Consider the following 20,862-nt stretch of genomic DNA (forward strand, 5'->3'; position numbering starts at 1 on the left):
CAGCCGAACTCAACCGATTCCGACCGGTCAGGACGCGGCGTCGAGGCTCTCGACCCGGATCGACGAGGTGCTGCGTCGCCGAACCCCGGCCGGTGGCGGCCTGCGGGACGTGCCGGCCTGACCGCCTATCCGAAGGGTGCCGGCACGCCGCAGGCCGCGCACGGTGGTCGGGTGAGGCGGTGGTAGCCGTGCGCGGCCTGACCGAGCGCGACGCCCCAGGCGAGGAAGACCACCTCGGTCCCGACCACCGCCCACGAGTCGGCAAGCCCTGCCCAGGTGGTGGTCCCGTCCGCCAGGGCGCCGCCGATCAGGCCGAGGCCGATCAGTCCGTACGCGGTGAGCGCCAACGCCACCAGGGCGGCTGGCACCAGGGCAAGCGGCGGTGGGACCGGGCACCCCGCCAGTCGCGGGACCCAGCGGGGGAACACCTGACCCCACCGGGCCGCCAGGCCGAGGGTCAGTAACCCGCCGACGGTCGGCACGAGGGTGAGCGTCCACCCGGTCGTCCCGTCCATGTCGGTGAGTACCTCCCGGTGTACGTCCGCGGGTATGCCCATCGGCACCCCGAGCAACCAGATCGCGTGCGGCACGGTGAAGCCGAGGACCGGCAGCAGGAATCCGGCGTACGCCCGGCGGCGCAGTTCGCGTGGCACGGGACGCGGCCCGGCCGGGGAGCGGCGATGCGGGCACCGCGACCGGAGCGCCACGGCGATGGCCGCCCACAGCAGTCCACCACCGGTCAGCCCGAGCCGGTGCGCGATGTCCCGCCAGTCGGTCGGATGACCGGTCAGTCCGGCCGGGATCTCGAACACGAGGTGCATCGGGAAGGCGAGCACCAGCAGGGTCAGCGCGGCCGTCCAGGCACCGGCGGTGGCGACCAGCGCCGGCAATCGGCGCAGCACGACGGCCAGCAGAACGAGCGCGACACAGAGTCCGACGGCTCCCCAACCGGCCCAGAACGACAGGGAGCGCACCGCGTCGGCGCCACAGCCGGTGGCGGCGTCCGGCGCGTCGGGCGGGTCGGTCCGATCGCACGCGGTGTAGCCCCACCGACCGCCCGCCGCCCAGTACCAGCGGACCAACCCGTAACCGACGGCGAAGGCCGACGCCGCCAGTCGCCGCACCGGGAAGTGCCCCTCGGCGAACGAAGGCGCACTGTCTGGCGCACTACCTGGCTGCTCCCGTGTCGTCACGGCTCAACCATGGTGGCCGGGCCTGGTGGGGTCATGGCTCTCGCGGGGGAAGCGTCTCCCCCGGGCGGGCCGACCGATCGGTCAGCCGGACGGGTCAGCCGGTCGCCTCGTCGAGCAGTTCGAGCAGGTGCCGGTACGGTCGCCCGGTCGCCCGGGCCATGCCGATCTCGCAGGTGCGGTTCAGCGAGGCGTACGCGTCGAAGTCCCGCTCACGCACGGCGGCGGCCTCCTCACGGGTGGCCGCGGCGGTGAGTTCGGGTCGCAGCAGCCCGCGGTCGCCGGCGAAACCGCAGCACTGCCAGCCGTCGGGGACCACCACCTCGTCGGCGATGGCGCGGGCGACGGTCAGGATCGCGTCGTCGATCCCCAACCGGGTGGACGAGCAGGTGGGGTGCAGGGCCAGCGAGCCCAGCCCGCGCCGCACGGTGAGCCGGGGCAGCAGGTCGGTCGCGGCGAACGCGACCGCGTCGACGATCCGCAGGTCGGCGCCCAGCCCGGCGTACCCCTCGGTGCAGGACGCGGCGTCGCAGACGACCGGGAGGGCGCCGTCGCGGCTGGCCTCCCGCAGCACCGGAAGCACCCGGTCCCGCACGACGGCGTGGCCGTCGGTCAGTCCCTTCGACGACCACGGCGTGCCGCAGCACATGCCGGCGATCGGGTCCGGCACCAGCAGCCGGAGGCCGGCACGGTCGGCGAGGCGGCGCACCGCGGCCGTGACACCGTCGCGACCGGTGCGAGCGCCGGACCGGGGGTCGGGACCGAACATGGTGCCCAGGCAGGACGGGACGTACACGGCGTCGGGCTCACCGGCCGGGTGCAGCCGGCGAGCGACGCCCCCGGCGGGCAGGTCACGCCGCCACTGCGGCACCCGCCCGGCACCGCCCAGTCGACGGGCCGCTCTGGTGGCCCCTTCGGGTACGGCCGGTGGCAGGACGGCGGCGGCGTCGAGGCCGCGGGCCATGATCCGGGTGGCGGTCTCCCAGTGGCGGGCGGCCGTCCGCCAACCGGCTCGCGCCATCGGCCCGCGCGTCTCGGCGCGCAATCGCTTCACCAGGTCACCGGTATTGATCAGCACGGGGCAGGCGGTGGCGCACATGCCGTCCACGGCGCAGGTGTCCACGGCGTCGTAGCCGTAGTCGGCGCGCAGTTCCCGGGCCAGCGAGGCGTTCCCGGCGGTCTCGGCGGTGGCGATCTCCCGGCGCAGCACGATGCGCTGCCGGGGCGTGGTGGTCAGGTCGCGGCTCGGGCAGACCGGTTCGCAGTATCCACACTCGACACACTTGTCCACCTCGGGTTCGACCGCCGGCACCGTCTTGAGGTGCCGCAGGTGGATCTCCGGGTCGTCGCTGAGCAGCACACCGGGGTTGAGCATCCCCGCCGGGTCACACAGGGCCTTCAGCTCGCGCATCACGTCGTAGAGTTCGTCGCCGAACTGCCGGCGGACGTACGGTGCCATCACCCGTCCGGTGCCGTGTTCGGCCTTGAGGGTGCCACCCCGGGCCAGCACGGCGTCGACCATGTCCTCGGTGAACGCGGCGTACCGGTCCGGCGGCTCCCCGTCCGGGAACCGTTCGGTGAGCATGAAGTGCAGGTTGCCGTCCTTGGCGTGGCCGAAGATGACGCTGCCGGCGTAGTCGTGCCGGTCGAACAGCTCGGCCAGCTCGCCGCACAGGTCGGCGAGTTCCGGCACCGGGACGGCGACGTCCTCCAGCAGGGCGGTGCTGCCGGCGGGCCGCGCGCCGGCCACCGCGGCGTACAGGCCCTTACGGATGTGCCACAGCGCGGCCCGGGCAGATGCATCGCGGCTCAGCCGCGCCGGGGCGGTCAGCGGCAGATCGGCCAGCACCGGCTCGGCTGTCCGGACCCGGTCGACGAGCGTCTCCGGATCCGGCTCCTGCCACTCCACCAGCAGCGCGGCGTGGTCGCGAACCGCCAGGATGCGCAGCGCGGCGTCGGCCCTGGGGTCGCGCTGGGCGACCCGCAGGGCGGCGGCGTCCAGCAGTTCGACCGCCGCCGGGCCGGCGGCCACCAGCGCCGGCATGGCCGCCATCGCCCGGTGCAGGGTGTCGAAGACCAGCAGGCCGGTAGCGGCGTGCCGACGCACGGGTACGGTCCGGAAGGTCGCCTCCGCCACGAACGCGAGGGTGCCCTCGCTGCCCACCACCAGCCGGGTGAGCAGCGCGCTCGGCGAGACGTGGTCGAGGAACGCGTTGAGGCCGTACCCCATGGTGTTCTTCATGGCGAACTGCGCCGCGACGCGGCGTACCGAGTCAGGGTTGGACCGCACCCGGTCCCGCAGCCGGGACAGGCCGGCGAACAGGTCGGGCTCGGTGGCCCGCAGCCGGTCGTCGGCGTCGGCGGCACCGGTGTCCAGGACGGTGCCGCTGGGCAGCACCAGCACCACCGAGTCGAGGGTGCGGTACGTGTTGTGTTCGGTGCCGCAGGTCATGCCGCTGGAGTTGTTGGCGACGACCCCACCGACCGTGCAGGCCGACTCGCTGGCCGGGTCGGGGCCGAGCCTACGGCCGTACGGGCCGAGCCTGTTGTTCACCTGGCGCAGCACGACGCCCGGCTGCACCCGGACCCGGAGGCCACCGTCCAGCACCGTCACGTCGCGGAAGTGCCGGCGGGTGTCGACAAGCAGCTGGTCGCTCACCGCCTGACCGCTCAGGCTGGTGCCGCCGGACCGGAAGGTCAGCGGTACGCCGGCGGCCGCCCCGGCCCGCAGCAGCGCCGCCACCTGGCCGGCGTCGGTGGGGACCGCGACCGCGCGGGGACGCAGCAGGTAGTGCGAGGCGTCGTGGGCGAGCTTCAACCGGTCGGTGGCCCGGGTGCGCACCGTGCCGGGTACGGCCGAGGCCAGCGCAGCGAGGTCCGGATCGACGGCTGCGGTCCGACTCACGTGACACTCCTCATGCTGGGCCGGGGGGTGTTTACGCTACGACGCGCCGGGAAGGTTCACATCTCGCCTGCCGGAAGGATTGAACCTGTCATGCCCGGAAAGCACACCACCCTGCGTTCGATGCACGATCTGGGCCTCGCTGCCTGGTTCGGCGGTTCCCTGATGGGTGCGGTGGGCGTCAACAGCGCCGCCGCCGACGTCGACGATCCGCGTCGCCGGCTGCCGACCGCCTCGACCGGCTGGGCCCGCTGGACCCCGGTGAACGCGGCCGCGATCGGCGCCCACCTGGTCGGGGCCGCCGGGGAGTTGGCGGTCGAGTCGCCCCGCGTCGCCTTCCAGAAGGGCGTCGGCACCATGAGTACGGTGAAGACCGGTCTCACCGTGGCGGCGCTCGCGGTCACCGGCTACAGCCGGATGCTCGGCAGGAGACTGGAGAATTCCGGGGAGGTGCCGGCCGAGGGCACCACGGAGCCGCACCAGCAGACCCCGGACCAGGTGGCGTCCGCGCAGCGGCAGCTCAAGGCGTTGCAGTGGGCCATCCCGGTGCTCACCGGGGCGCTCGTGGTGATTACCGCGTACGCCGGAGAGCAGCAGAAGCCCGGCCAGGTGTTCCGCGGAATGCTGAACCGCGGTCGGGGAATGGCCGGCAGGGCGGTGCCGATGGCGGCCCTCGCCGGGACGGCGCGGCGCTTTCGGCAGCGCTGACCGGAGGTGGGCTGATCCCGGTGTGGCTCCGCTGGCCGTGAGTTGCCGAGCCGGCCGCGGGTCACACCGGGTCGGGTGGAGCCCCACCGTGCGATCCGGTCGGCGGAGGCGTTCAGCCGTAGGTAGCGGTCTGCACGGCCCGTTCGACGAGCAGGGCGGCGCCGACGAGAATCATGCCGATCCCGGCGATCTTGGTGGTGATCCGAGCCACCCGTGGACGAGCGCCGAGCACGCGATCTGCCGCCCAGCCCAGCGGCAGGTAGAACAGGGCGGTGATCAGGATGAAGACACCGCCGAGGACGGCGAACTGCGCGGGCAGTGGCCAGCCGCCGGCGCTCTGGGTGAACTGCGGCAGGATGGACAGGAAGATCAGGATTCCCTTGGGGTTGAGCGCGCTCACGCCGATGCCGCGGGCGAAGTAGCGGCCCGGTGACGATGCCGACACGATGGTGGCCGCTGCGGGTTCGATGCGCCCCGAGCCGCGTAGGACGCGGACGCCAAGGTACGTGAGGTAGCCGGCTCCGGCGAGGGTGAGTGCGGTCATGGCCAGTGGAACCGTGGCGACCAGTGGGCCGACACCGACAACGACAAGAACGGTGACGAGGGCATAGCCGGCCATGACACCGGCCACGGCGGGGACCACCACGTGGTCCCGGGCCCCGGCGGCGAGCACGTATGCCCAGTCCGGACCCGGGACCACGATCAGGGTGAACGCGATCGCCGCGAATCCGACGACGGCGGTGATTTCCACGATGCCCCCTTCATTGGGAAGGAAGCGTATCGACGTTGTCGCGAAATGTGTTCCTCTCTTTGGCGCCGTACCGGCCTCCTTGTGGAAAGATTCTGGCCATGGATGCGCTAGACCGGAAGATTCTTGCGGAGCTACAGGTCGACGGCCGGCTAAGCCTGACCGATCTGGCGGCGCGCATCGGGCTGACGGTCTCCCCCGCGCACCGCCGCGTCCGGGATCTGGAAGCCTCCGGCGCGATCGTGGGCTACCGGGCGGTCGTCGACCCGAAGGTGCTGGGTCTGGGGTTCGAGGCCCTGGTCTTCGTCACGATGAGGCAGGAGGACCGCGCCACCCTGCTGGGCTTCGAGGCGGCCGTCGCCGCCATCCCGAACGTCCTGCTCGCGCAACGCCTGTTCGGTGACCCCGACTACCTGCTTCGCGTACGGACCACCGACCTGGACGCCTACGCGCAACTGGAGGACGACGTCCTGTCGACGCTGCCGGGCGTCCAGCGTCTGAATTCCACACTCGTGATGAAGAGCTTCGTGACCGATCGGCCCTACCCGACCGACCTCACGATGCGCCCGCGGGGCGCCCAGGGGCCGTGATACCTGCGTCACGACACATCGCCCGGCCGTCGCGGCACGACGGTCCGCGCGGGGTCGCGGCGCGGCCGCCCGGCATGCCAGGATAGGCGGCCGACTGCTGCTCAACCGGGGGACGCTTGCGCCACTCAGTCACACCGGGCGCCCTGCCGCTGCGACCGATGACCGTCGGTGAGCTGCTCGACGCGGCCACCACGCTGCTGCGGACCCGGGTCCGGCTGTTGCTCGGCGTGGGGTTCCTGCTGGCCCTGGCCGAGCAGGCCGTGCTGTTCCCGCTGCGCCAGCTCGCCGACGTGACATACCTGGTCTTTCCAGGTGAGGACCGGTGGGGTTGGTACGCGATACTGCTGCTTGTCGGCTTCGGCACCGAGACGTTCGGCATCGCCGCACTGGGCGCCGTCACCGCCTCCGCGGCGCCGCGCGCGCTGCTCGGCACCGCCGCCCCGGCCCGGCCGGTGCCGGTGCCGAAGGCGCTGCTGGTGGTGTTGACGCTCACCGTGCTGTCCCTGCTCGCCGGCGCCACCGTGGTGGCGGGACCGGCGGTGTTCCTGCTGCTCGGGCTCGCGATGCCGGCGCTGGTCGTCGATCGGCTCGGTCCCGGCGCGGCACTTGTGCGTTCGGTGCGGCTGTCCACCCGACGCGGCCTGCGGGCCGGGTGGATCCGGCTGCTGGGCTACGTGTCCTGGTTGTTCATCCGGTTGGCCACCGGGGTCGCCGGTTGGGTGGCCCTCGACCTGCTCCTCGACACCGGCACCGCCGCGGGTGACCATCTGGCCATCGGGATCGCCTGGCTGCTGGTGAACACCCTCGCCTACCCGACGTTGGCCTGCCTGGACGCGGTGCTGCACCTGGACCTTCGGATGCGCACCGAGGGGCTCGACCTGGGTCTGCGGCGGGCGCTGAGCCGCCGGGTGTCCTGTGACAACGCGCTGGCGGTGCCCCGGTGACGCGTCGATGGAACGAACTGGTCGCGGCGGTTGCCGAGGTGTTCCCCGGCGGCGTGCCGACCCTGGCGATCGTCTCCTTCCTGGTGACCGCGATCGCCGCCGCCCTGTGGTTCTGGTGGCCGGCATGGTTGCCGAGCCGGCGGTCGCGTGGCACCGGGCGACGCCGCGACCGTGACCGGCCGGGTCGGCGGCGCGGCCGGTGGCGGTTCCGGCTGGGTCGACTGCGGTTCCGGTGGCGTTGGCCCTGGCGGCGGCGCCGGTCCACTGCCGCGCGACCGGCGGAGCTGGCCGAGGACGAGCTGCCCGACCTTCCGGCCGCCGTGTTGACGCTGACCGCCGACCAGCTGGCCGCCGCCGGGCGGTTCAAGGAGGCGGTCCGGGAACGGCTGCGGGCGATGGTCCGGGACCTCGTCGAGCGCCAGGTGATCGAGGCGGTTCCGGGTTGGACGGTCACGGAACTGGCGGCGGCGGCCGGACGGTCCCGGCCAGCGGTCGCGGCGCCGCTGCGGGCCGCTTCCGGTGTGTTCTCCGATATCTGGTACGGCAACCGCGCGGCCACGGCAACGGACGATCTGGCCATGCGCGGCTGGGCCGAGCAGGTGCGGGGCGTTCTCGACCCGCGGCGGGTGGAGGTGGGCCAGTGACCACCCTCGACGCACGCACGGCACGACAGGACACGGTCGTGCCGGAGCGAGCGCGGAGGCCACGGCGCTGGCCGCGCCTGGCCATCCCGTTCGGCCTGCTGGCGCTGGTGTGGATCATGATCCTGACGGTGCACGCGGTGGAGGAACCCGACCTCGCCGAGCCCGGAACCCTCTCCCCCACCGGCACCGGCGGGGACGGCTCCAGCCAGCTCGCCGCCCGGCTCGCCGAGCGGGGCGTGACGGTGCGTCGGGTCACCACCTCCGCCGCCGCCCGCGACCTGGTCACCGGCGCGCCACCGACCACGGTGTTCGTGCCCACTCCGAACCTGGTCGACCCGCGTTTCCTTCACGATCTCACCGGGAGTCGGCACCGCGTGGTGCTGGTCCGGCCGGGGTTCCGGTCGGCGCTGCTGGTCGGTATGGTGACCGGCCAGTCCCGCTGGGCCACCCGCACCGCGCGGCCGGGCTGCGACGCCGAGGTGGCGATTTCGGCCGGCGAGGCGGCGGTGTTCCGGTCGTCGTACGCGGCCATCGACGAGGCGTCCTACCGATGTTACGGCGGCGCACTGGTCGCGGTGACGGCGGGCGACGCCGAGCTGATCGCGGTCGGCTCAACGGACCCGTTCCGCAACGAACGGATCGGCGAGGTGGGCAACGCGGCCCTCGCCACCGGCCTGCTGACCGGCACCGGCGAGGTGGTGTGGGTGGACGTGCACCGCAAGGAACGGTCGTCGTTCCAGGTACCGCCGCCATCCGCACCGCGCTACCGGCAACCGGATCGGACCGACGGGTCCAATACGCTGTGGGCCGCGTTCCCCCCGGCGTTGTGGGCCGGGCTGCTGCTGATCGGCGCCGTCGGGGTGCTGGTCGCGGTGGCGCGGGCCCGTCGGCTCGGCCCCCCGGTGGCGGAGCCGCTTCCGGTGCTGGTGCCAGCGACCGAGATCGTGACCGGTCGCGGACGGCTCTACCGCCGCGCGTCGGTCCGGACCGCGGCGTTGCACGCGTTGCGCAGTGCCGCACTGCGGCGGCTCGCGCCGGTCCTGGGTCCGGTGCCGCCCGGCACCGACGCCGCCGCGTTCGCCGACCGCGACCCGACCGCGCTCGTCTCCCGGCTCGCGGCCCGGTGCGGCCTGCCGCCCGCCGACGTTCAGGCGATCCTGTATCCGCCAGCGCCGGTCACCGACGACGACCTCGTGGTCGCGGTGGCCCGGCTGGACACCCTGGCCGACACCGTCCTGCGGACCGCGCCCCGGCCGCCCGACAGTTCCCCTGGAGGAGTGCCGTGACAGAGACCACAAGTCCGTCCCCGCCCGCCCCGTCGTCGCCGGTCGGTGGCACCGCCGCGGACGGCGAGGCGGCCGGCACCGGTGGCGAGGCGGCCGCGCATCAGGCGCTCGGCCGGTTGCGGGCCGAGGTCGGCAAGGCGGTGGTGGGTCAGGAGGGCACGGTCACCGGGCTGCTCATCGCGTTGCTGTGCCAGGGTCACGTGCTGCTCGAAGGCGTGCCGGGGGTGGCCAAGACGCTGCTGGTGCGCACGCTCGCGGCGGCGTTGTCGCTGGAGTCGAAGCGGTTGCAGTTCACGCCCGACCTGATGCCGGGCGACGTGACCGGGTCGCTGGTGTTCAACGCCCGCACCGCGGGCTTCGAGTTCCGGGAGGGACCCGTCTTCACGAACCTGCTGCTCGCCGACGAGATCAACCGGACGCCGCCGAAGACCCAGGCCGCGTTGCTGGAGGCGATGGAGGAACGCCAGGTGTCCGTCGAGGGCAGCGCCCGCCCGCTGCCCGAGCCGTTCCTGGTGGCGGCGACGCAGAACCCGGTCGAGTACGAGGGCACCTATCCGCTGCCCGAGGCGCAGCTCGACCGGTTCCTGTTCAAGCTGGCCGTGCCGCTGCCGAACCGGGACGAGGAGTTCGGGGTGCTGCGGGCGCACCACCACGGGTTCGATCCGCGCGACCTGGCCGCTGCCGGCGTACGGCCGGTGGCCACCAGGGACGACCTGGCCGCGGCGCGTCACGCGGTGCGTCGGGTACAGGTGGCGGATGTGGTGCTGGCGTACATGGTGGACCTGTGCCGGGCCACCCGCTCGGCGCCGTCGCTGGAGCTGGGTGCCTCGCCGCGCGGCGCGACCGCGCTGCTCAACGCGGCCAAGGCGGCCGCCTGGCTGGGCGGCCGGGGCTACGTCACGCCGGACGACGTCAAGGGGGTGGCCCGGGCCGCTCTGCGACACCGGATCCGGGTGCGCCACGACGCGCTGCTGGAGGGCGCCACCGCCGACGCCGTCCTGGACGGCCTGCTGCGCACGGTGCCGGCACCGCGATGACCGAGCGACGATGCTGACCTGGCGGGTGCCGGCGCTGTTCGGACTGCTCGGCGCGGCCGGGACGACGGTTGGCGGTGCGCTGTCCGAGCGTCCGGGCCTGTGGTGGGGCATGGCGGGCGCGGCTGTGGTCGTCGCGCTGCTCACCGGATTGGACTGGTTGGTCGCGGCGCCGGCCGGCGAGGTGCGGTTGGTCCGGTCGGGCGACCGGCAGGTGCGGGTCGGCGACACGGCCGAGGTGACGTTGACCGTCACCAACGCGTCGCTGCGCACGCTGCGCGGACTCGTCCGGGACGCCTGGGTGCCGTCGGCCGGCGCCGGTGAGCCGTACGCGCACGTGGTCGACCTGGACCCCGGGGAGTCGGCGGACCTCGTCGCCCGGCTCACCCCCACCCGCCGCGGCGACCGGCCGGCGGTGCGGGTGACGATCCGCTCGTACGGCCCGCTGGGGCTGGCCTTCCGGCAGACGTCGCGGCGGCGCGCGACGGCCGGCACGCCGCCGTGGACGCTTACCGCGCTGCCGCCCTTCACCGCGCGCAGGTTCCTGCCGGAGAAGCTGTCCCGGTTGCGGATCATCGACGGTCAGACGGTGATCCGGGGTCGCGGTCAGGGCACCGAGTTCGACTCGTTGCGCGAGTACGTCGTCGGGGACGACGTCCGCTCCATCGACTGGCGCGGCACGGCGCGCAGCGGACACGTCGTGGTGCGGACCTGGCGACCCGAGCGGGACCGGCGGATCCTCTGCGTGGTGGACACCGGACGGACCAGCGCCGGGCGGGTCGCCACGGAGCCCACCGACGATCGACCCGACCCGCCCGGCGAGCCCAGGCTGGACGCGGCGATCGACGCGGCGCTGCTGCTGGCCGTGTTGGCGTCGCACGCCGACGACCGGGTGGACCTGCTCGCCGTGGACAGCCAGGTACGCACGACGGTCGCCGGTACGCACAAGCGGTCCGCGCTGTCCCGGCTGACCCGGGCCCTCGCCGCGCTCCAGCCGTCCCTCGTGGAGACCGACTTCGGTCGGGTGGCGGCCGAGGTGCTGCGCACCGAGCGTAAACGCGCCCTCGTGGTCGTCTTCACCACACTCGATCCGGGTGCCCTGGGTGAGGGCCTGCTGCCGGTGTTGGCGCAGCTGGTCGCGAAGCACACCGTGCTGGTGGCGTCCGTCAGCGATCCGGCGGTGCCGGTGCTCGCCGCGCGGCGGGGCGACGTGTCGCGGCTCTACACCGCCGCCGCGGCGGTCCGCACCCTGGAGGAGGTGGACCGGCTGCGGCGGGCCCTCACCGGGCACGGCGTGCACGTGGTCGAGGCGCCGGTGGACACCTTCGCGTCGGCGGTGGCCGACCGGTATCTCGACCTCAAGGCCACCGGTCGCCTGTAGCACCCGTGTTGTCACACGGTCGGGGCGACGGCCTCCCGGTCGGGGGCGTCGACGTCCGCGCTCTCGCCGAGCCGGCGAGCCCGGCCCCCCACCACGGCCACATACCCGAGGAAGGCGAGCCAGGCCACCGCGCCGATCGTCAGTTTCACCACCGGCGGCAGGACCGACGGGGTGACGAACGCCTCGACGATGCCGCTGACCAGCAGCACGGGGACCAGTCCGAGGGCGACGACCAGCCCGGAGCGCCCCGCGGCGGCGACGGCCTGGCCCCGGCTGCGCAGCGGGCCCGGGGCGATCCAGGACCAACCGATCCGCAGCCCCACCCCGGCGGCCACGAACACGCATGTCAGTTCCAGCATCCCGTGGACGAGCAGCAGGCCGAGAAACAGGTCGGTGCGGTCGTTGCCGACCATCACCCCGCCGACCAGGCCCAGGTTCACCGCGTTCACCCAGAGTACGTACAGCACCGGCAGCACGATCACCCCTGACGCGAGGCAGATCGCGGAGACCCAGGCGTTGTTCGTCCAGACGGCGAAGCCGAAGTTCTGCGCCGGGGCGCTGCGGTAGTAGTCCTCGAAGTCGCGCTCCACCAGCGCGGTGATCTCCTCCTGGGTCAGGAACCGCAGCGGTACCTCAGGGTCCCCGGCGACGATCAGGATGAGCAGGGTGCTGAGCGCGACGAAGCCCAACCCGGTGCCGAGGCACCAACGCCCGGCCCGGTACACCTCGAGCGGGAACGCGGTGGTGAAGAAGCGCCCCACCACGGCCCAGCGGAAACCGGGGGACGGAGTGACGGCCGCCCGGGCGGTCAACACCAGCCGGGTGAGCATGGTGGTGAGGTCCGGGTCGGGTGACCGGCTCTGCACGATGGACAGGTGGGTGGCCGCTCGACGGTAGAGCGTGACCAACTCGTCGACCTCGGCCGCGCTGAGCTTGCGGCGGGGGCGGCCGAGCAGTGTCCGCAGCCGGTGCCATTCCGGGCCGTGCTCGGCGGCGAACGCGTCCACGTCCACGAGGTCTCCCGGTGTCGACGGCGGGTGCCGGTGGTGGCCGGGGTCGGGCCCGACCCCCGCGCAGCGTACCGGTCGGTCAGACTGTGCCGGTGACCCTCGACGCCCCCACCGCGCCGGCCACTGGTGCCCCGGCGCCCGCATCGCCCGACGCCCCGGCGCCCGACGGGGCCGGCGGCACGGTCCGGTTCGTCACCGGAGAGGCGGTCAGCCTGGACCTGCCGGTGGCTCAGCTCGGTTCCCGGATGCTGGCCCGCGTGCTCGACCTGGTGGTCCAGGTGGTGCTGTTCGTCGCGCTCGCCAGCGTCGTGCCGATCGTGCTGGGGGCGCTGTCCACCACCGGCCTCATCGTTCTCGACGATGAGGTCTACGGCGGCGTCATGATCCTGGTCGTGGCGGTGGTGGTGGTCGGCTACCCGGTGACGATGGAGGCGCTGGCCGGTGGCCGGACGGTCGGGAAGTTGGCGGTCGGGCTGCGGGTGGTGCGGGACGACGGCGGGCCGATCCGGTTCCGCCAGGCGGCGACGCGCGGGCTGGTCAGCGCGGCGGTCGAGTGGCCCGGCCTGGTGCTGCCGCCGCTGACCTGGTTGGTCAGCCTCTGGACGATGGCGGTCAACCGGCAGGCCAAGCGGTTGGGTGACTTCGCCGCCGGCACCCTCGTGATCCACGAGCGCGGCGTCGGACGGTGGGGACGGTATCCGATGATGCCGCCGGCACTCGCCGGCTGGGCCGCCACCCTTGACCTGGCCGGACTGGATGACGATCTGGCGTTGACCGTGCGGCACTTCCTGCACCGGGCCACCGGGCTGCGTGAACCGGCCCGCACCCGGTTGGCCAACCAGCTGATGGCGGAGGTCGCGGCCGTCACCCGCCCGGCGCCGCCCGCCAACGTTCACCCGGCCGTCTACCTGGCCGCGGTGCACGCCGAACGGCACCACCGGGCGGCGCGCCGCCTGCTGGCGATCCGGGGCCGGACCGGTGGCCGGTAGGCTGACGGAACGGCACAACGCAGGGAGGTCGTCGCGGCCAGGGAACCGGATCGCGTCGTGATCGCCTCGAACCGGAAGGCACGGCACGACTACACGATCCTCAGGACGTACGAGGCCGGGATCGTCCTCGCCGGCACCGAGGTCAAGTCGCTGCGCGCCGGTCGGGTCTCGCTTGTGGACGCCTTCGCCCAGGAACACGATGGCGAGCTCATGCTGCACGGGTTGCACATCGCCGAGTACGGGTTCGGTTCGTGGACCAACCACCAGCCCCGCCGGACCCGGAAACTGCTGCTGCGTCGGGTGGAGATCGACCGGATCCTGACAAAGCTGCGGGAGGGCTCGGGATTGACCCTGGTGCCGCTGAGCATGTACTTCGCGAACGGCTGGGCGAAGGTCGAGCTGGGGCTGGCCCGGGGTCGCCGGTCGTACGACAAGCGGCAGGCCATGGCCGAGCGGGACGCGCACCGGGAGATCGCCCGGGAGCTGGGCCGGCGGCTCAAGGGCCGAACCGGTCGGCCCAGCTGACCGACGTCGAGGAGGTCGCCGGCGGTTACCCGTGCTGGTGGTCCGCCGATGGCCGGCCGGCCGTCTGGCCCGGCTCGACCACCACGAACTGCCCCATGAGTCCCTGGTCCTCGTGGTAGAGAACGTGGCAGTGGAACATGTAGGGCATGTTCCGGTCGGTGTGGTCCCGGAACCGCATGGCCAGCCGCAGGGTCACGTTCTGCGGTGTGTGCACCGTGTCCTTCCAACCGCTCAGCTCCGGGCCGGGTGGCGCGCCGTTCACCGACAGCACCTGGAACTGGGTGTCGTGGACGTGGAAGTTGTGCAGTTGGTCGTCGAGCGCGACGACCTCCCACACCTCGACGGTGTCCCGGGTCGCGGCGAAGTCGATCCGGTTCATGTCCATCGACAAGCCATTGATCTTGAAGCCGGACATTTCGAACCGTCGGGTCGCCGCCGGCGGGACCGAGCTGAGGTCCGGCGGCGCGGCCAGCCGGGACGGCAGCGCGGGCGACGGTTCGAGCCGGTCGGCGGCCCGCAACTCCAGGATGTCGAGGGTGTCGTGGGCGCCGGAGAAGCGACCGTCCCAGAAGATCAGCCCCAGCTCCGGTGGATGGCTGCGCAGCACCACCCGTTCGCCCGGCCGCAGGTCGACCACGATTTCCGCCCGCTCCCCCGGGGTGAGCTGGATCCGGTTGGTCTGGTGTGGCCCGGCCAGCAGGCCGCCGTCGGTCCCGACCAGGGCGAACGGCCGGTCGTCGGCCAGCCCGAGCCGGTACGCGCGAGCGGCGGAGCCGTTCAGCAGCCGCAACCGGATCCGTTCGGTGGTCACCGGAAGGTACGGCGTCACGGTGCCGTTGACCAGGACCGTGTCGCCGACGACACCGACCCCGCTCATCGGGTGCGCCGACTCGTCAAACTGGTTGCCGTCGGTGAACTTCTTGTCCTGGATAATGACCGGGACATCGTCCACGCCGTACCGGTGTGGTAGACCGGCCGGCGGGCCGGCCGGGTCGTCGATGACGAACATCCCGGCGATGCCGCGGTAGGTGTGCCGGGCGGTCTGTTCGTGCGGGTGCGGGTGGTACCACAGCGTCGCGGCCGGTTGGTCGATGCGCCAACTGGGCGACCACTCACCACCGGCCGGCACCGTCTGGTGCGGTCCGCCGTCCATCCGCGCCGGCAGGTGCATGCCGTGCCAGTGCAGGGAGGTCGCCTCGGGCAGGTCGTTGCGCACCCTCACCAGCACGGTCTCCCCGCGGTTGGCCCGTAGTGTCGGGCCGAGCAGTGGCCCGTTGACGCCCCAGGTCCGGGTCGGCGGACCGGCCCGCAGGGCGGACCTGCCGGGCGCGGCCCGCAACTCGAACACCCGCCGGCCGGAGCCGTCGACTGTCGACGGTGCCAGCGGCGGTACGGCGAGCCGGTTGGTGAACCGCAGCCGCCCGGCGGTGTCGACGTCGGCCGTCGCGTACACCCAACTCAGGCCACCGGCGGCGGCCGCCGCGACGGATGGCACGGTCAGCAGGCCGGCCGTCAGCAGCCGGCGGCGGTTGATCCGGCGAGACATCAACGGCCCTCCCGGACGGTCACGGTGTCCGCCCCACCGGACACCACGATCCGGTAGCCGGGCCCATCGGGTCGGTAGCCGTCGGTCTGGTCGGCGAGGCCACCACCGACGGCGCCGAACGACCGCTGGTCCAGGACCACGTTGACCGCGCCCTTGGCGATCTCGAGCCGGACCGGCACTCCGGCCGGGCGCTCGACCACCAGCGTCTTGACCGACGCGAAACGCAGGGTCCGCGCGCCGGCCGGGGCCCCGAGCGCGAACCGGACGTGCGCCGCGCCGGAGTGGCACGCCACCGAGTGCAGGTCGATGCCGGTGAGGTCGGCGTCCAGGTGGGCCGCACCGCCGTGCACGTCGAGCGCCCAGGGCACCGTCGGGTTGAGTCGGACCAGGTTGGGACCGGACCGGCGGCGCAGCCGGAAGGTCAGGGGATACTCGACGTGCACGTTGTGCTGGGCGGTCCAGGTCAGCGGCACGGGTTCGCTGAACCGGGCGGCCAGCAACTCCTCGCTGTCGGGGCCAGCGGAGCGGACCTCGACGTACGCCGCTCCGCTGTCGAAGCTGAGCCGGGCGGGTGGCATCGCGCCGCGGACCATCTGGACGTTCACCTCGGCGGTTCGGACGCCCTGTCGGGTGCTGCCGGTTTCCATGGGATCCTCTCGATACTCGGGACGTGTCACGCGTGCGTTCCGGCCTCGGGCCGGGCGCGCGCCGGTAACGCCCGGCTGAGCAACGCGCCGACGGTGAAGGCGGCCACCGGATACCAGAGCGCCCGCTGCGCGGCGTGGTCGAACTGCCCGCCGTCGCCCAGAGCCGCGGCGAACAGGGCACCGATGATGGCGATGCCGGCGGCGGTGGAGACCTGGATCGTGGTGTTGACCACCCCCGAGGCGGCGCCGGCCGCGTCCACCGGCACCGCGGCGAGCACCATGTCGACGAGGATGGGCGCGACGAGGCCGAAACCGGCGCCGCCGAGCAGCAGCCCGGGAACCAGGTGCCAGGTGGTCAGGTCCGGTCCGGTGAACCGGATGGTGGCCATGACGACGAGCATCGCGACGGCGAGCAGCACCGCCCCGACGGTGATCAGCGTCCGCCCGGCCCGTTCCGCCCCCCGTACGGCGATGTTGGCGGTCACCCCGAGGCCGACCGGCCAGGCCAGGAAGGTCAGACCGGTGCGCAGCGGGGAGAAACCGTGTCCACCCTGCAGCTGGACCGTGAGGACCAGGAAGAAGGCCGCGATCGACGAGAACATCACCAGGGCGGCCAGCAGGCCGGCGAGGAAGGACCGCTGACGGAACAGTGACACCGGCACGAGCGCCGAGCCACCGCGTTCCCGCCGGGCCTGGTGCCGGCCGAACGCAACGAGGACGACACCGGCACCGACCATGGCCGCCCAGCCCCACCACGGCCAACCCCACTCCTCGCCCTGGATGAGCGGGAGCAGCAACGCCAGCAGGGCCACGGTCACCAGGAATACGCCGGCCACGTCGAGCCGCGACCGGTGTTCCGACCGGGACTCCCGCAGGAGCGTGGCCGCACCGAGCAGCGCGACCAGTCCGATCGGAACGTTGATCCAGAAGATCGACCGCCATTCCAGACCGAAGACGTTGTTCCCGACGAGCAGGCCACCGACGATGGGAGCCGCCGCGGCGGCGATGCCGTTGACCGCCCCGTACAGGCCGAACGCCTTGGGTCGCTCGGCCGGCGGGAAGCCGACCTGAATGGTGCTGAGCACCTGCGGCACCATCATCGCCGCGGCCGCCCCCTGCACGGTGCGGGCGACGATCAGGATCTCGACGGTGGGCGCCAACCCGCAGGCCGCCGACGCCAGGGTGAACAGGGCCACGCCGGCGAGGAACACCCGTTTGCGGCCGACGATGTCGCCCAGCCGTCCGCCGGTGATCAGCAGCAGACCCAGCGCGAGGGAGTACGCCGCCATGACCCATTGGATCTGGGCGAGGCTGGCCCCCAGGTCGGCCTGGATGGTGGGCGCCGACACCACGACGATCGTGATGTCGACTAGGTCCATGAAGACCGCGAGCAGGACCACGGCGAGAGCTGGCCACCGTCGTGGATCGGCCTCGGGTCGCGAGCGTTGGATCGATGGGGAGATGGACATGGACTACTTCCTGTGTCGACGGCGAACGACCGGCAACGGCCGGCCACCCGCCCACAGTGCGGCTAAGAACGCCTCCGCCGCCTCCGGCCGATGCCCTATCCGCCACCTCAGATCCGGGGTCACCCCGCCCGAGGAAGGCGATCCGGATCCCTGGTTGGACAACCACGGGTTTCCCCTGAGGAGGGCAGGTCCCCCGAGTGCGTAATGTGGCCCCGTGACAGCCGATCCCCTGGTGGGGCGCCGGGAGCCGCTGGCGCTGCTGGACGCGGCGGCGGCAGCGGCAGCCACGGGCGAACCGCGCGTCGTGGTGGTCGGCGGCGAGGCGGGCATCGGCAAGACCCGGCTGATCGGCCATTTCGCCGCCCGGATGGCGGACGGCGGAACGTGGGTGCTGGGCACCGCCTGTGTGGCGTTGGGCGACGAGGGGCTGCCGCTGGCCCCGGTGACGGCCGCGCTGCGCCTGCTGGTCCGGCAGCTTGGTGTCGACGGGGTCACGGGCCTGCTCACCGGGGGCGACGAACTGGTCGCCCTGCTGCCCGAGGCCGGCGCGACAAGTCCCGGTCCGGGGACACAGGCACGGCTGTTCGAGCTGTTCGCCGCCCTGCTGCGCCGGTTGGCCGAGCGGCGGCCGGTGCTGCTGCTGATCGACGACCTCCAGTGGGCGGACCGGTCCACCCGCGAGCTTCTCGACTTCCTGTCGCGGACGCTGCGTACCGGCAGGGTGCTGCTGCTCGGGGCGTACCGCCAGGATCGGCTGGACCGGGGCGGTCCGTTGCGGCCGCTGCTCGCCCAGCTGGAGCGGTTGCCCTGGGTGGACCGGGTCGAGCTCGCTCCCTTCTCCCGGGCGGAGACCGCCGAGTTGGTGGGGTCGCTGCTCGACACTTCGATCACCGGCCCCCGGATGGACGAGATCCATCGCCGCTCGGGCGGCGTCCCGCTCTTCGTCGAGGAACTGGCCCGGGCGGTCGGGCCGACGGCCGTTCCGGACTCGTTGCGGGATCTCCTGCTCGAGCCGGTCGAACGGCTGCCCCCCGCGGCCCGGAAGGTGGTCGAGGTGACCGCGGTGGGTGGCCGCTGGGTCTCCCACGGCGCGTTGCTGGCCACCACGGGGCTCGCCGAGGCTGATCTACTCGCGGCGCTGCGACTCGCCACCGGTGGGCGGGTGCTGTCGGCGGAGGGCGACGGTTATGCCTTCCGTCACGAGTTGCTCCGGGAGGCGGTCGCGGACACGCTGCTGCCTGCGGACCGGGCTCGGCTGCACCGCCGGTACGCCACCGTCCTCGCCGCGAACGATTATCTGGTTCCGACCGATCGGCGGGACGCGGAACTGGCTCATCACTGGTCCGGTGCGGGTGATCCCGGCCGGGCACTGCCGGCGTTGTTGCGGGCCGCCGGGACGGCCGGGCGGCTGTTCGCCCATGCGGAGCAGGCGCGACTGCTGGACCGGGCCCTCCGGCAGTGGCCGGCCGCCGAACCGGCGGTGATCGCGAACCTGGATCGGGACCGGCTGTTCGAGGAGGCGGTGGAGGCGGCGATGTGGGCCGGGGAGACGTTGCACGCCCTGGACCTCATCGACCGGGGGCTTGCCGAGGTCGATCAGGTGGCGCAACCGGAACGAGCCGCGCTGCTGCTCGCCCTACGCGGCATGGCCCTCCAGCAACTGGCGCGGGACGGTGCGTTGACCGCCGCGGAGGAGGCGTTGGCGTTGGCTCCGTCGGGCCCGATCGCCGCCCGGGCCAGGGTCCTGGACCTGGTGTCCGCGGTCTATGTCCTGCGCGGCCTGGCGGAACCCGCGTTGGCCATCGCGGAGGAGGCGACGCGCCTCGCCGACCAGTTGGGTGCGGCCGGTCAGGGCGTCAACGCGCAGGTGACCCGGGGATGGGCGCTGACCCGGCTGGGCCGCTACGACGACGGACTCACGACGTTGCGCGCGGCGGCCGACCTGGCGCATCGCCACGGTGACGTGCTGGGCCTGATGCGCGCCCGGCTCAACATCGTGGAGACCCAGCACCATCTCGGTCGGCCCGAGGCTGCCGTCGAGGAAGCCGGCGCCAGTCGCGACCTCGCCGGCAGCGCCGGGGTCCAGCAGACCTTGGGGGTGTTGCTGAGCTGGTACCACGCCGAGTCGCTGACCGCCGTCGGGCGTTGGGACGAGGCGCTACGGGTGGCCGGGCAGGTGTTGGACTCCGACCCGATGGATCCGGCGGTCACGGGCCTGCTGACCCTGGTCGCCGACATCGCGCTGCGCCGGGACGACAGGGCGACCGCCGCTGGTCGGTTGGACCGGGCCCGTCGGCTGCTCGGGCCGTCGGTGCAGACGCCATGGTTCCTGCTCGTGCTGCGGCTGGACGCCGAGTTCGCGCTGTCCGACAACCGCCCGGCCGACGCGTGCGCGGCCCTCGCCGCCGGGTTGCCCCGGATCCGGGACCGCAGCGCCGCGCCGCACGCCTGGCCTTTCCTGGTCACCGGTGCTCGCGGGCTCGCCCTCGCCGCGCTGCGGGCCAGGACGCTCGGCGAACCGGACGCGGGGGCGGGGCTTGGGGCGGACCTGAGTCAGGCGGCCGCCGCGCTGCCCACCGACACTCCACTCTGGCGTGCCCACTCCGCCCAGGTCGCCGCCGAACTGGGCGGCACGACGGCCCGATGGCCGGACGTCGTGACGTGCTGGGAGGCGGTCGGACGACCGTACGAGGCGGCCTGGGCGGGCCTGCGGGCAGCTGAGACGGCGATCGCGGCGGGTGACCGGACCGCCGCCGGCCGGTGGCTGGCAGCCGCCGTCGACCGGGCGGAACGACTCGACGCGGTGGTTCTGGATCGCCAGCTACGGCTGCTCGCCCGCGCCGGGCGGATCCCGCTGCCCGGTGGTGCCGCCGCGCCCGGCGTACCGGCCGGCCGGGACCGGCTCGGGCTCACCGACCGCGAGTGGGAGGTGCTCCGGTTGGTGGCGGCCGGTAGGTCCAACCGGCAGATCGGCGAGCAGCTCTACATCAGCGGCAAGACCGTGAGCGTGCACGTGTCCAACATTCTGGCCAAGCTCGGGGTGGCGAGCCGGGGCGAGGCGACCGCCACCGTGCACCGGCTGGGCCTGTTGGGGCCGGACCGGTGAGGCGCCGGGCCGCGTCGCGTTCCGCCCAAACCGATGATGATCCGGCCAGGGCCGTGGTCGGCGGAAGCCGGCTCGCCCGCAGGGCCGGGTACAGCCCGGCGATCGCGCCGATGAGCAGGGTGGCGGCCAGCCCTCCACCGGTC

At 73.3% G+C, this 20,862-nt stretch carries 16 protein-coding genes and 1 pseudogene; 10 read left to right on the forward strand and 7 right to left on the reverse strand.

Annotation, left to right across the window (positions count from 1 at the left end; genetic code table 11):
* Positions 1-125: 125 nt before the first annotated feature.
* Both ACFQUZ_RS16470 and ACFQUZ_RS16475 read right to left on the reverse strand, forming a co-directional pair.
* Positions 126-1,193 (reverse strand): hypothetical protein, encoded by a 1,068-nt coding sequence (locus ACFQUZ_RS16470; RefSeq protein ID WP_377442986.1) that lies wholly within the window; start codon positions 1,191-1,193, stop codon positions 126-128.
* Between the two features lie 94 nt (positions 1,194-1,287).
* Positions 1,288-4,095, reverse strand: coding sequence for an FAD-binding and (Fe-S)-binding domain-containing protein (locus tag ACFQUZ_RS16475; protein ID WP_377442988.1), 2,808 nt, complete (start codon positions 4,093-4,095; stop codon positions 1,288-1,290).
* A 90-nt stretch (positions 4,096-4,185) separates the two neighbouring features.
* Here ACFQUZ_RS16475 and ACFQUZ_RS16480 point away from each other — a divergent pair, with 90 nt between their 5' ends.
* Positions 4,186-4,800, forward strand: coding sequence for a hypothetical protein (locus ACFQUZ_RS16480; RefSeq protein ID WP_377442990.1), 615 nt, complete (start codon positions 4,186-4,188; stop codon positions 4,798-4,800).
* Positions 4,801-4,912: 112 nt separating this feature from the next.
* On the opposite strand, the gene ACFQUZ_RS16485 is transcribed toward ACFQUZ_RS16480, so the two are convergent.
* Complete coding sequence (locus ACFQUZ_RS16485; RefSeq protein ID WP_377442992.1) at positions 4,913-5,551, reverse strand: LysE family translocator; 639 nt, start codon at positions 5,549-5,551, stop codon at positions 4,913-4,915.
* 35 nt (positions 5,552-5,586) lie between these two features.
* Here ACFQUZ_RS16485 and ACFQUZ_RS16490 point away from each other — a divergent pair, with 35 nt between their 5' ends.
* From ACFQUZ_RS16490 to ACFQUZ_RS16515, 6 genes are all read left to right on the forward strand, one after another.
* Positions 5,587-6,138 (forward strand): Lrp/AsnC family transcriptional regulator, encoded by a 552-nt coding sequence (locus ACFQUZ_RS16490; RefSeq protein ID WP_377442994.1) that lies wholly within the window; start codon positions 5,587-5,589, stop codon positions 6,136-6,138.
* A 158-nt stretch (positions 6,139-6,296) separates the two neighbouring features.
* Entirely contained in the window at positions 6,297-7,082 is a 786-nt protein-coding gene (locus ACFQUZ_RS16495; protein WP_377442996.1) for a hypothetical protein, read from the forward strand.
* Complete coding sequence (locus ACFQUZ_RS16500; protein ID WP_377442998.1) at positions 7,079-7,726, forward strand: DUF4129 domain-containing protein; 648 nt, start codon at positions 7,079-7,081, stop codon at positions 7,724-7,726. Before ACFQUZ_RS16495 ends, ACFQUZ_RS16500 begins: the two co-directional genes overlap by 4 nt.
* Positions 7,723-9,012 carry a DUF4350 domain-containing protein gene (locus tag ACFQUZ_RS16505; protein WP_377443000.1) on the forward strand — a complete coding sequence of 430 codons (1,290 nt, stop codon included), beginning with the start codon at positions 7,723-7,725 and terminating at the stop codon, positions 9,010-9,012. The genes ACFQUZ_RS16500 and ACFQUZ_RS16505 overlap by 4 nt, the downstream gene beginning before the upstream one ends.
* Positions 9,013-9,128: 116 nt before the next feature.
* Positions 9,129-10,049, forward strand: a complete 921-nt coding sequence (locus ACFQUZ_RS16510; RefSeq protein WP_377443074.1) for an AAA family ATPase — start codon at positions 9,129-9,131, stop codon at positions 10,047-10,049.
* Positions 10,050-10,059: 10 nt separating this feature from the next.
* Positions 10,060-11,427, forward strand: coding sequence for a DUF58 domain-containing protein (locus tag ACFQUZ_RS16515; protein ID WP_377443002.1), 1,368 nt, complete (start codon positions 10,060-10,062; stop codon positions 11,425-11,427).
* 11 nt (positions 11,428-11,438) lie between these two features.
* On the opposite strand, the gene ACFQUZ_RS16520 is transcribed toward ACFQUZ_RS16515, so the two are convergent.
* Positions 11,439-12,440: a stage II sporulation protein M gene (locus ACFQUZ_RS16520; protein WP_377443004.1), complete on the reverse strand. Its 1,002-nt coding sequence runs from the start codon at positions 12,438-12,440 to the stop codon at positions 11,439-11,441.
* A gap of 89 nt (positions 12,441-12,529) precedes the next feature.
* On the opposite strand from ACFQUZ_RS16520, the gene ACFQUZ_RS16525 reads away from it, so the two are divergent.
* Both ACFQUZ_RS16525 and smpB read left to right on the forward strand, forming a co-directional pair.
* Complete coding sequence (locus ACFQUZ_RS16525) at positions 12,530-13,426, forward strand: RDD family protein (protein ID WP_377443006.1); 897 nt, start codon at positions 12,530-12,532, stop codon at positions 13,424-13,426.
* A gap of 39 nt (positions 13,427-13,465) precedes the next feature.
* Positions 13,466-13,951: pseudogene (gene smpB / locus ACFQUZ_RS16530) on the forward strand (SsrA-binding protein SmpB); the annotation flags it as partial.
* 25 nt (positions 13,952-13,976) lie between these two features.
* Here smpB and ACFQUZ_RS16535 read toward each other — a convergent pair.
* Genes ACFQUZ_RS16535 through ACFQUZ_RS16545 form a run of 3 tightly spaced genes read right to left on the reverse strand, consistent with a single transcriptional unit; the run spans position 13,977 to position 17,613 of the window.
* The gene (locus tag ACFQUZ_RS16535) at positions 13,977-15,497 is read right to left on the reverse strand and encodes a multicopper oxidase family protein (RefSeq protein ID WP_377443008.1); all 1,521 of its coding nucleotides are present in this window, start codon (positions 15,495-15,497) and stop codon (positions 13,977-13,979) included.
* Positions 15,497-16,144 carry a hypothetical protein gene (locus ACFQUZ_RS16540; RefSeq protein WP_377443010.1) on the reverse strand — a complete coding sequence of 216 codons (648 nt, stop codon included), beginning with the start codon at positions 16,142-16,144 and terminating at the stop codon, positions 15,497-15,499. The genes ACFQUZ_RS16535 and ACFQUZ_RS16540 overlap by 1 nt, the downstream gene beginning before the upstream one ends.
* A 26-nt stretch (positions 16,145-16,170) precedes the next feature.
* A complete protein-coding gene (locus ACFQUZ_RS16545) occupies positions 16,171-17,613 on the reverse strand; it encodes an MFS transporter (RefSeq protein ID WP_377443011.1) in 1,443 nt (480 codons plus the stop codon).
* A 214-nt stretch (positions 17,614-17,827) separates the two neighbouring features.
* Here ACFQUZ_RS16545 and ACFQUZ_RS16550 point away from each other — a divergent pair, with 214 nt between their 5' ends.
* Positions 17,828-20,719, forward strand: coding sequence for an AAA family ATPase (locus ACFQUZ_RS16550; protein ID WP_377443013.1), 2,892 nt, complete (start codon positions 17,828-17,830; stop codon positions 20,717-20,719).
* Positions 20,720-20,862: the final 143 nt, after the last annotated feature.

Source organism: Plantactinospora sp. GCM10030261 (genome assembly GCF_042666615.1).
In the GTDB taxonomy this organism is placed as follows: domain Bacteria; phylum Actinomycetota; class Actinomycetes; order Mycobacteriales; family Micromonosporaceae; genus KBS50.

Bases quoted from the DNA above. Each gene is read 5' to 3' on its own strand.
- ACFQUZ_RS16515 (WP_377443002.1), top strand. From the start codon at position 10,060: ATGCTGACCTGGCGGGTGCCGGCGCTGTTCGGACTGCTCGGCGCGGCC.
- ACFQUZ_RS16495 (WP_377442996.1), top strand. From the start codon at position 6,297: ATGACCGTCGGTGAGCTGCTCGACGCGGCCACCACGCTGCTGCGGACC.
- ACFQUZ_RS16545 (WP_377443011.1), bottom strand. From the start codon at position 17,613: ATGTCCATCTCCCCATCGATCCAACGCTCGCGACCCGAGGCCGATCCA.
- ACFQUZ_RS16480 (WP_377442990.1), top strand. From the start codon at position 4,186: ATGCCCGGAAAGCACACCACCCTGCGTTCGATGCACGATCTGGGCCTC.
- ACFQUZ_RS16540 (WP_377443010.1), bottom strand. From the start codon at position 16,144: ATGGAAACCGGCAGCACCCGACAGGGCGTCCGAACCGCCGAGGTGAAC.
- ACFQUZ_RS16535 (WP_377443008.1), bottom strand. From the start codon at position 15,497: ATGTCTCGCCGGATCAACCGCCGCCGGCTGCTGACGGCCGGCCTGCTG.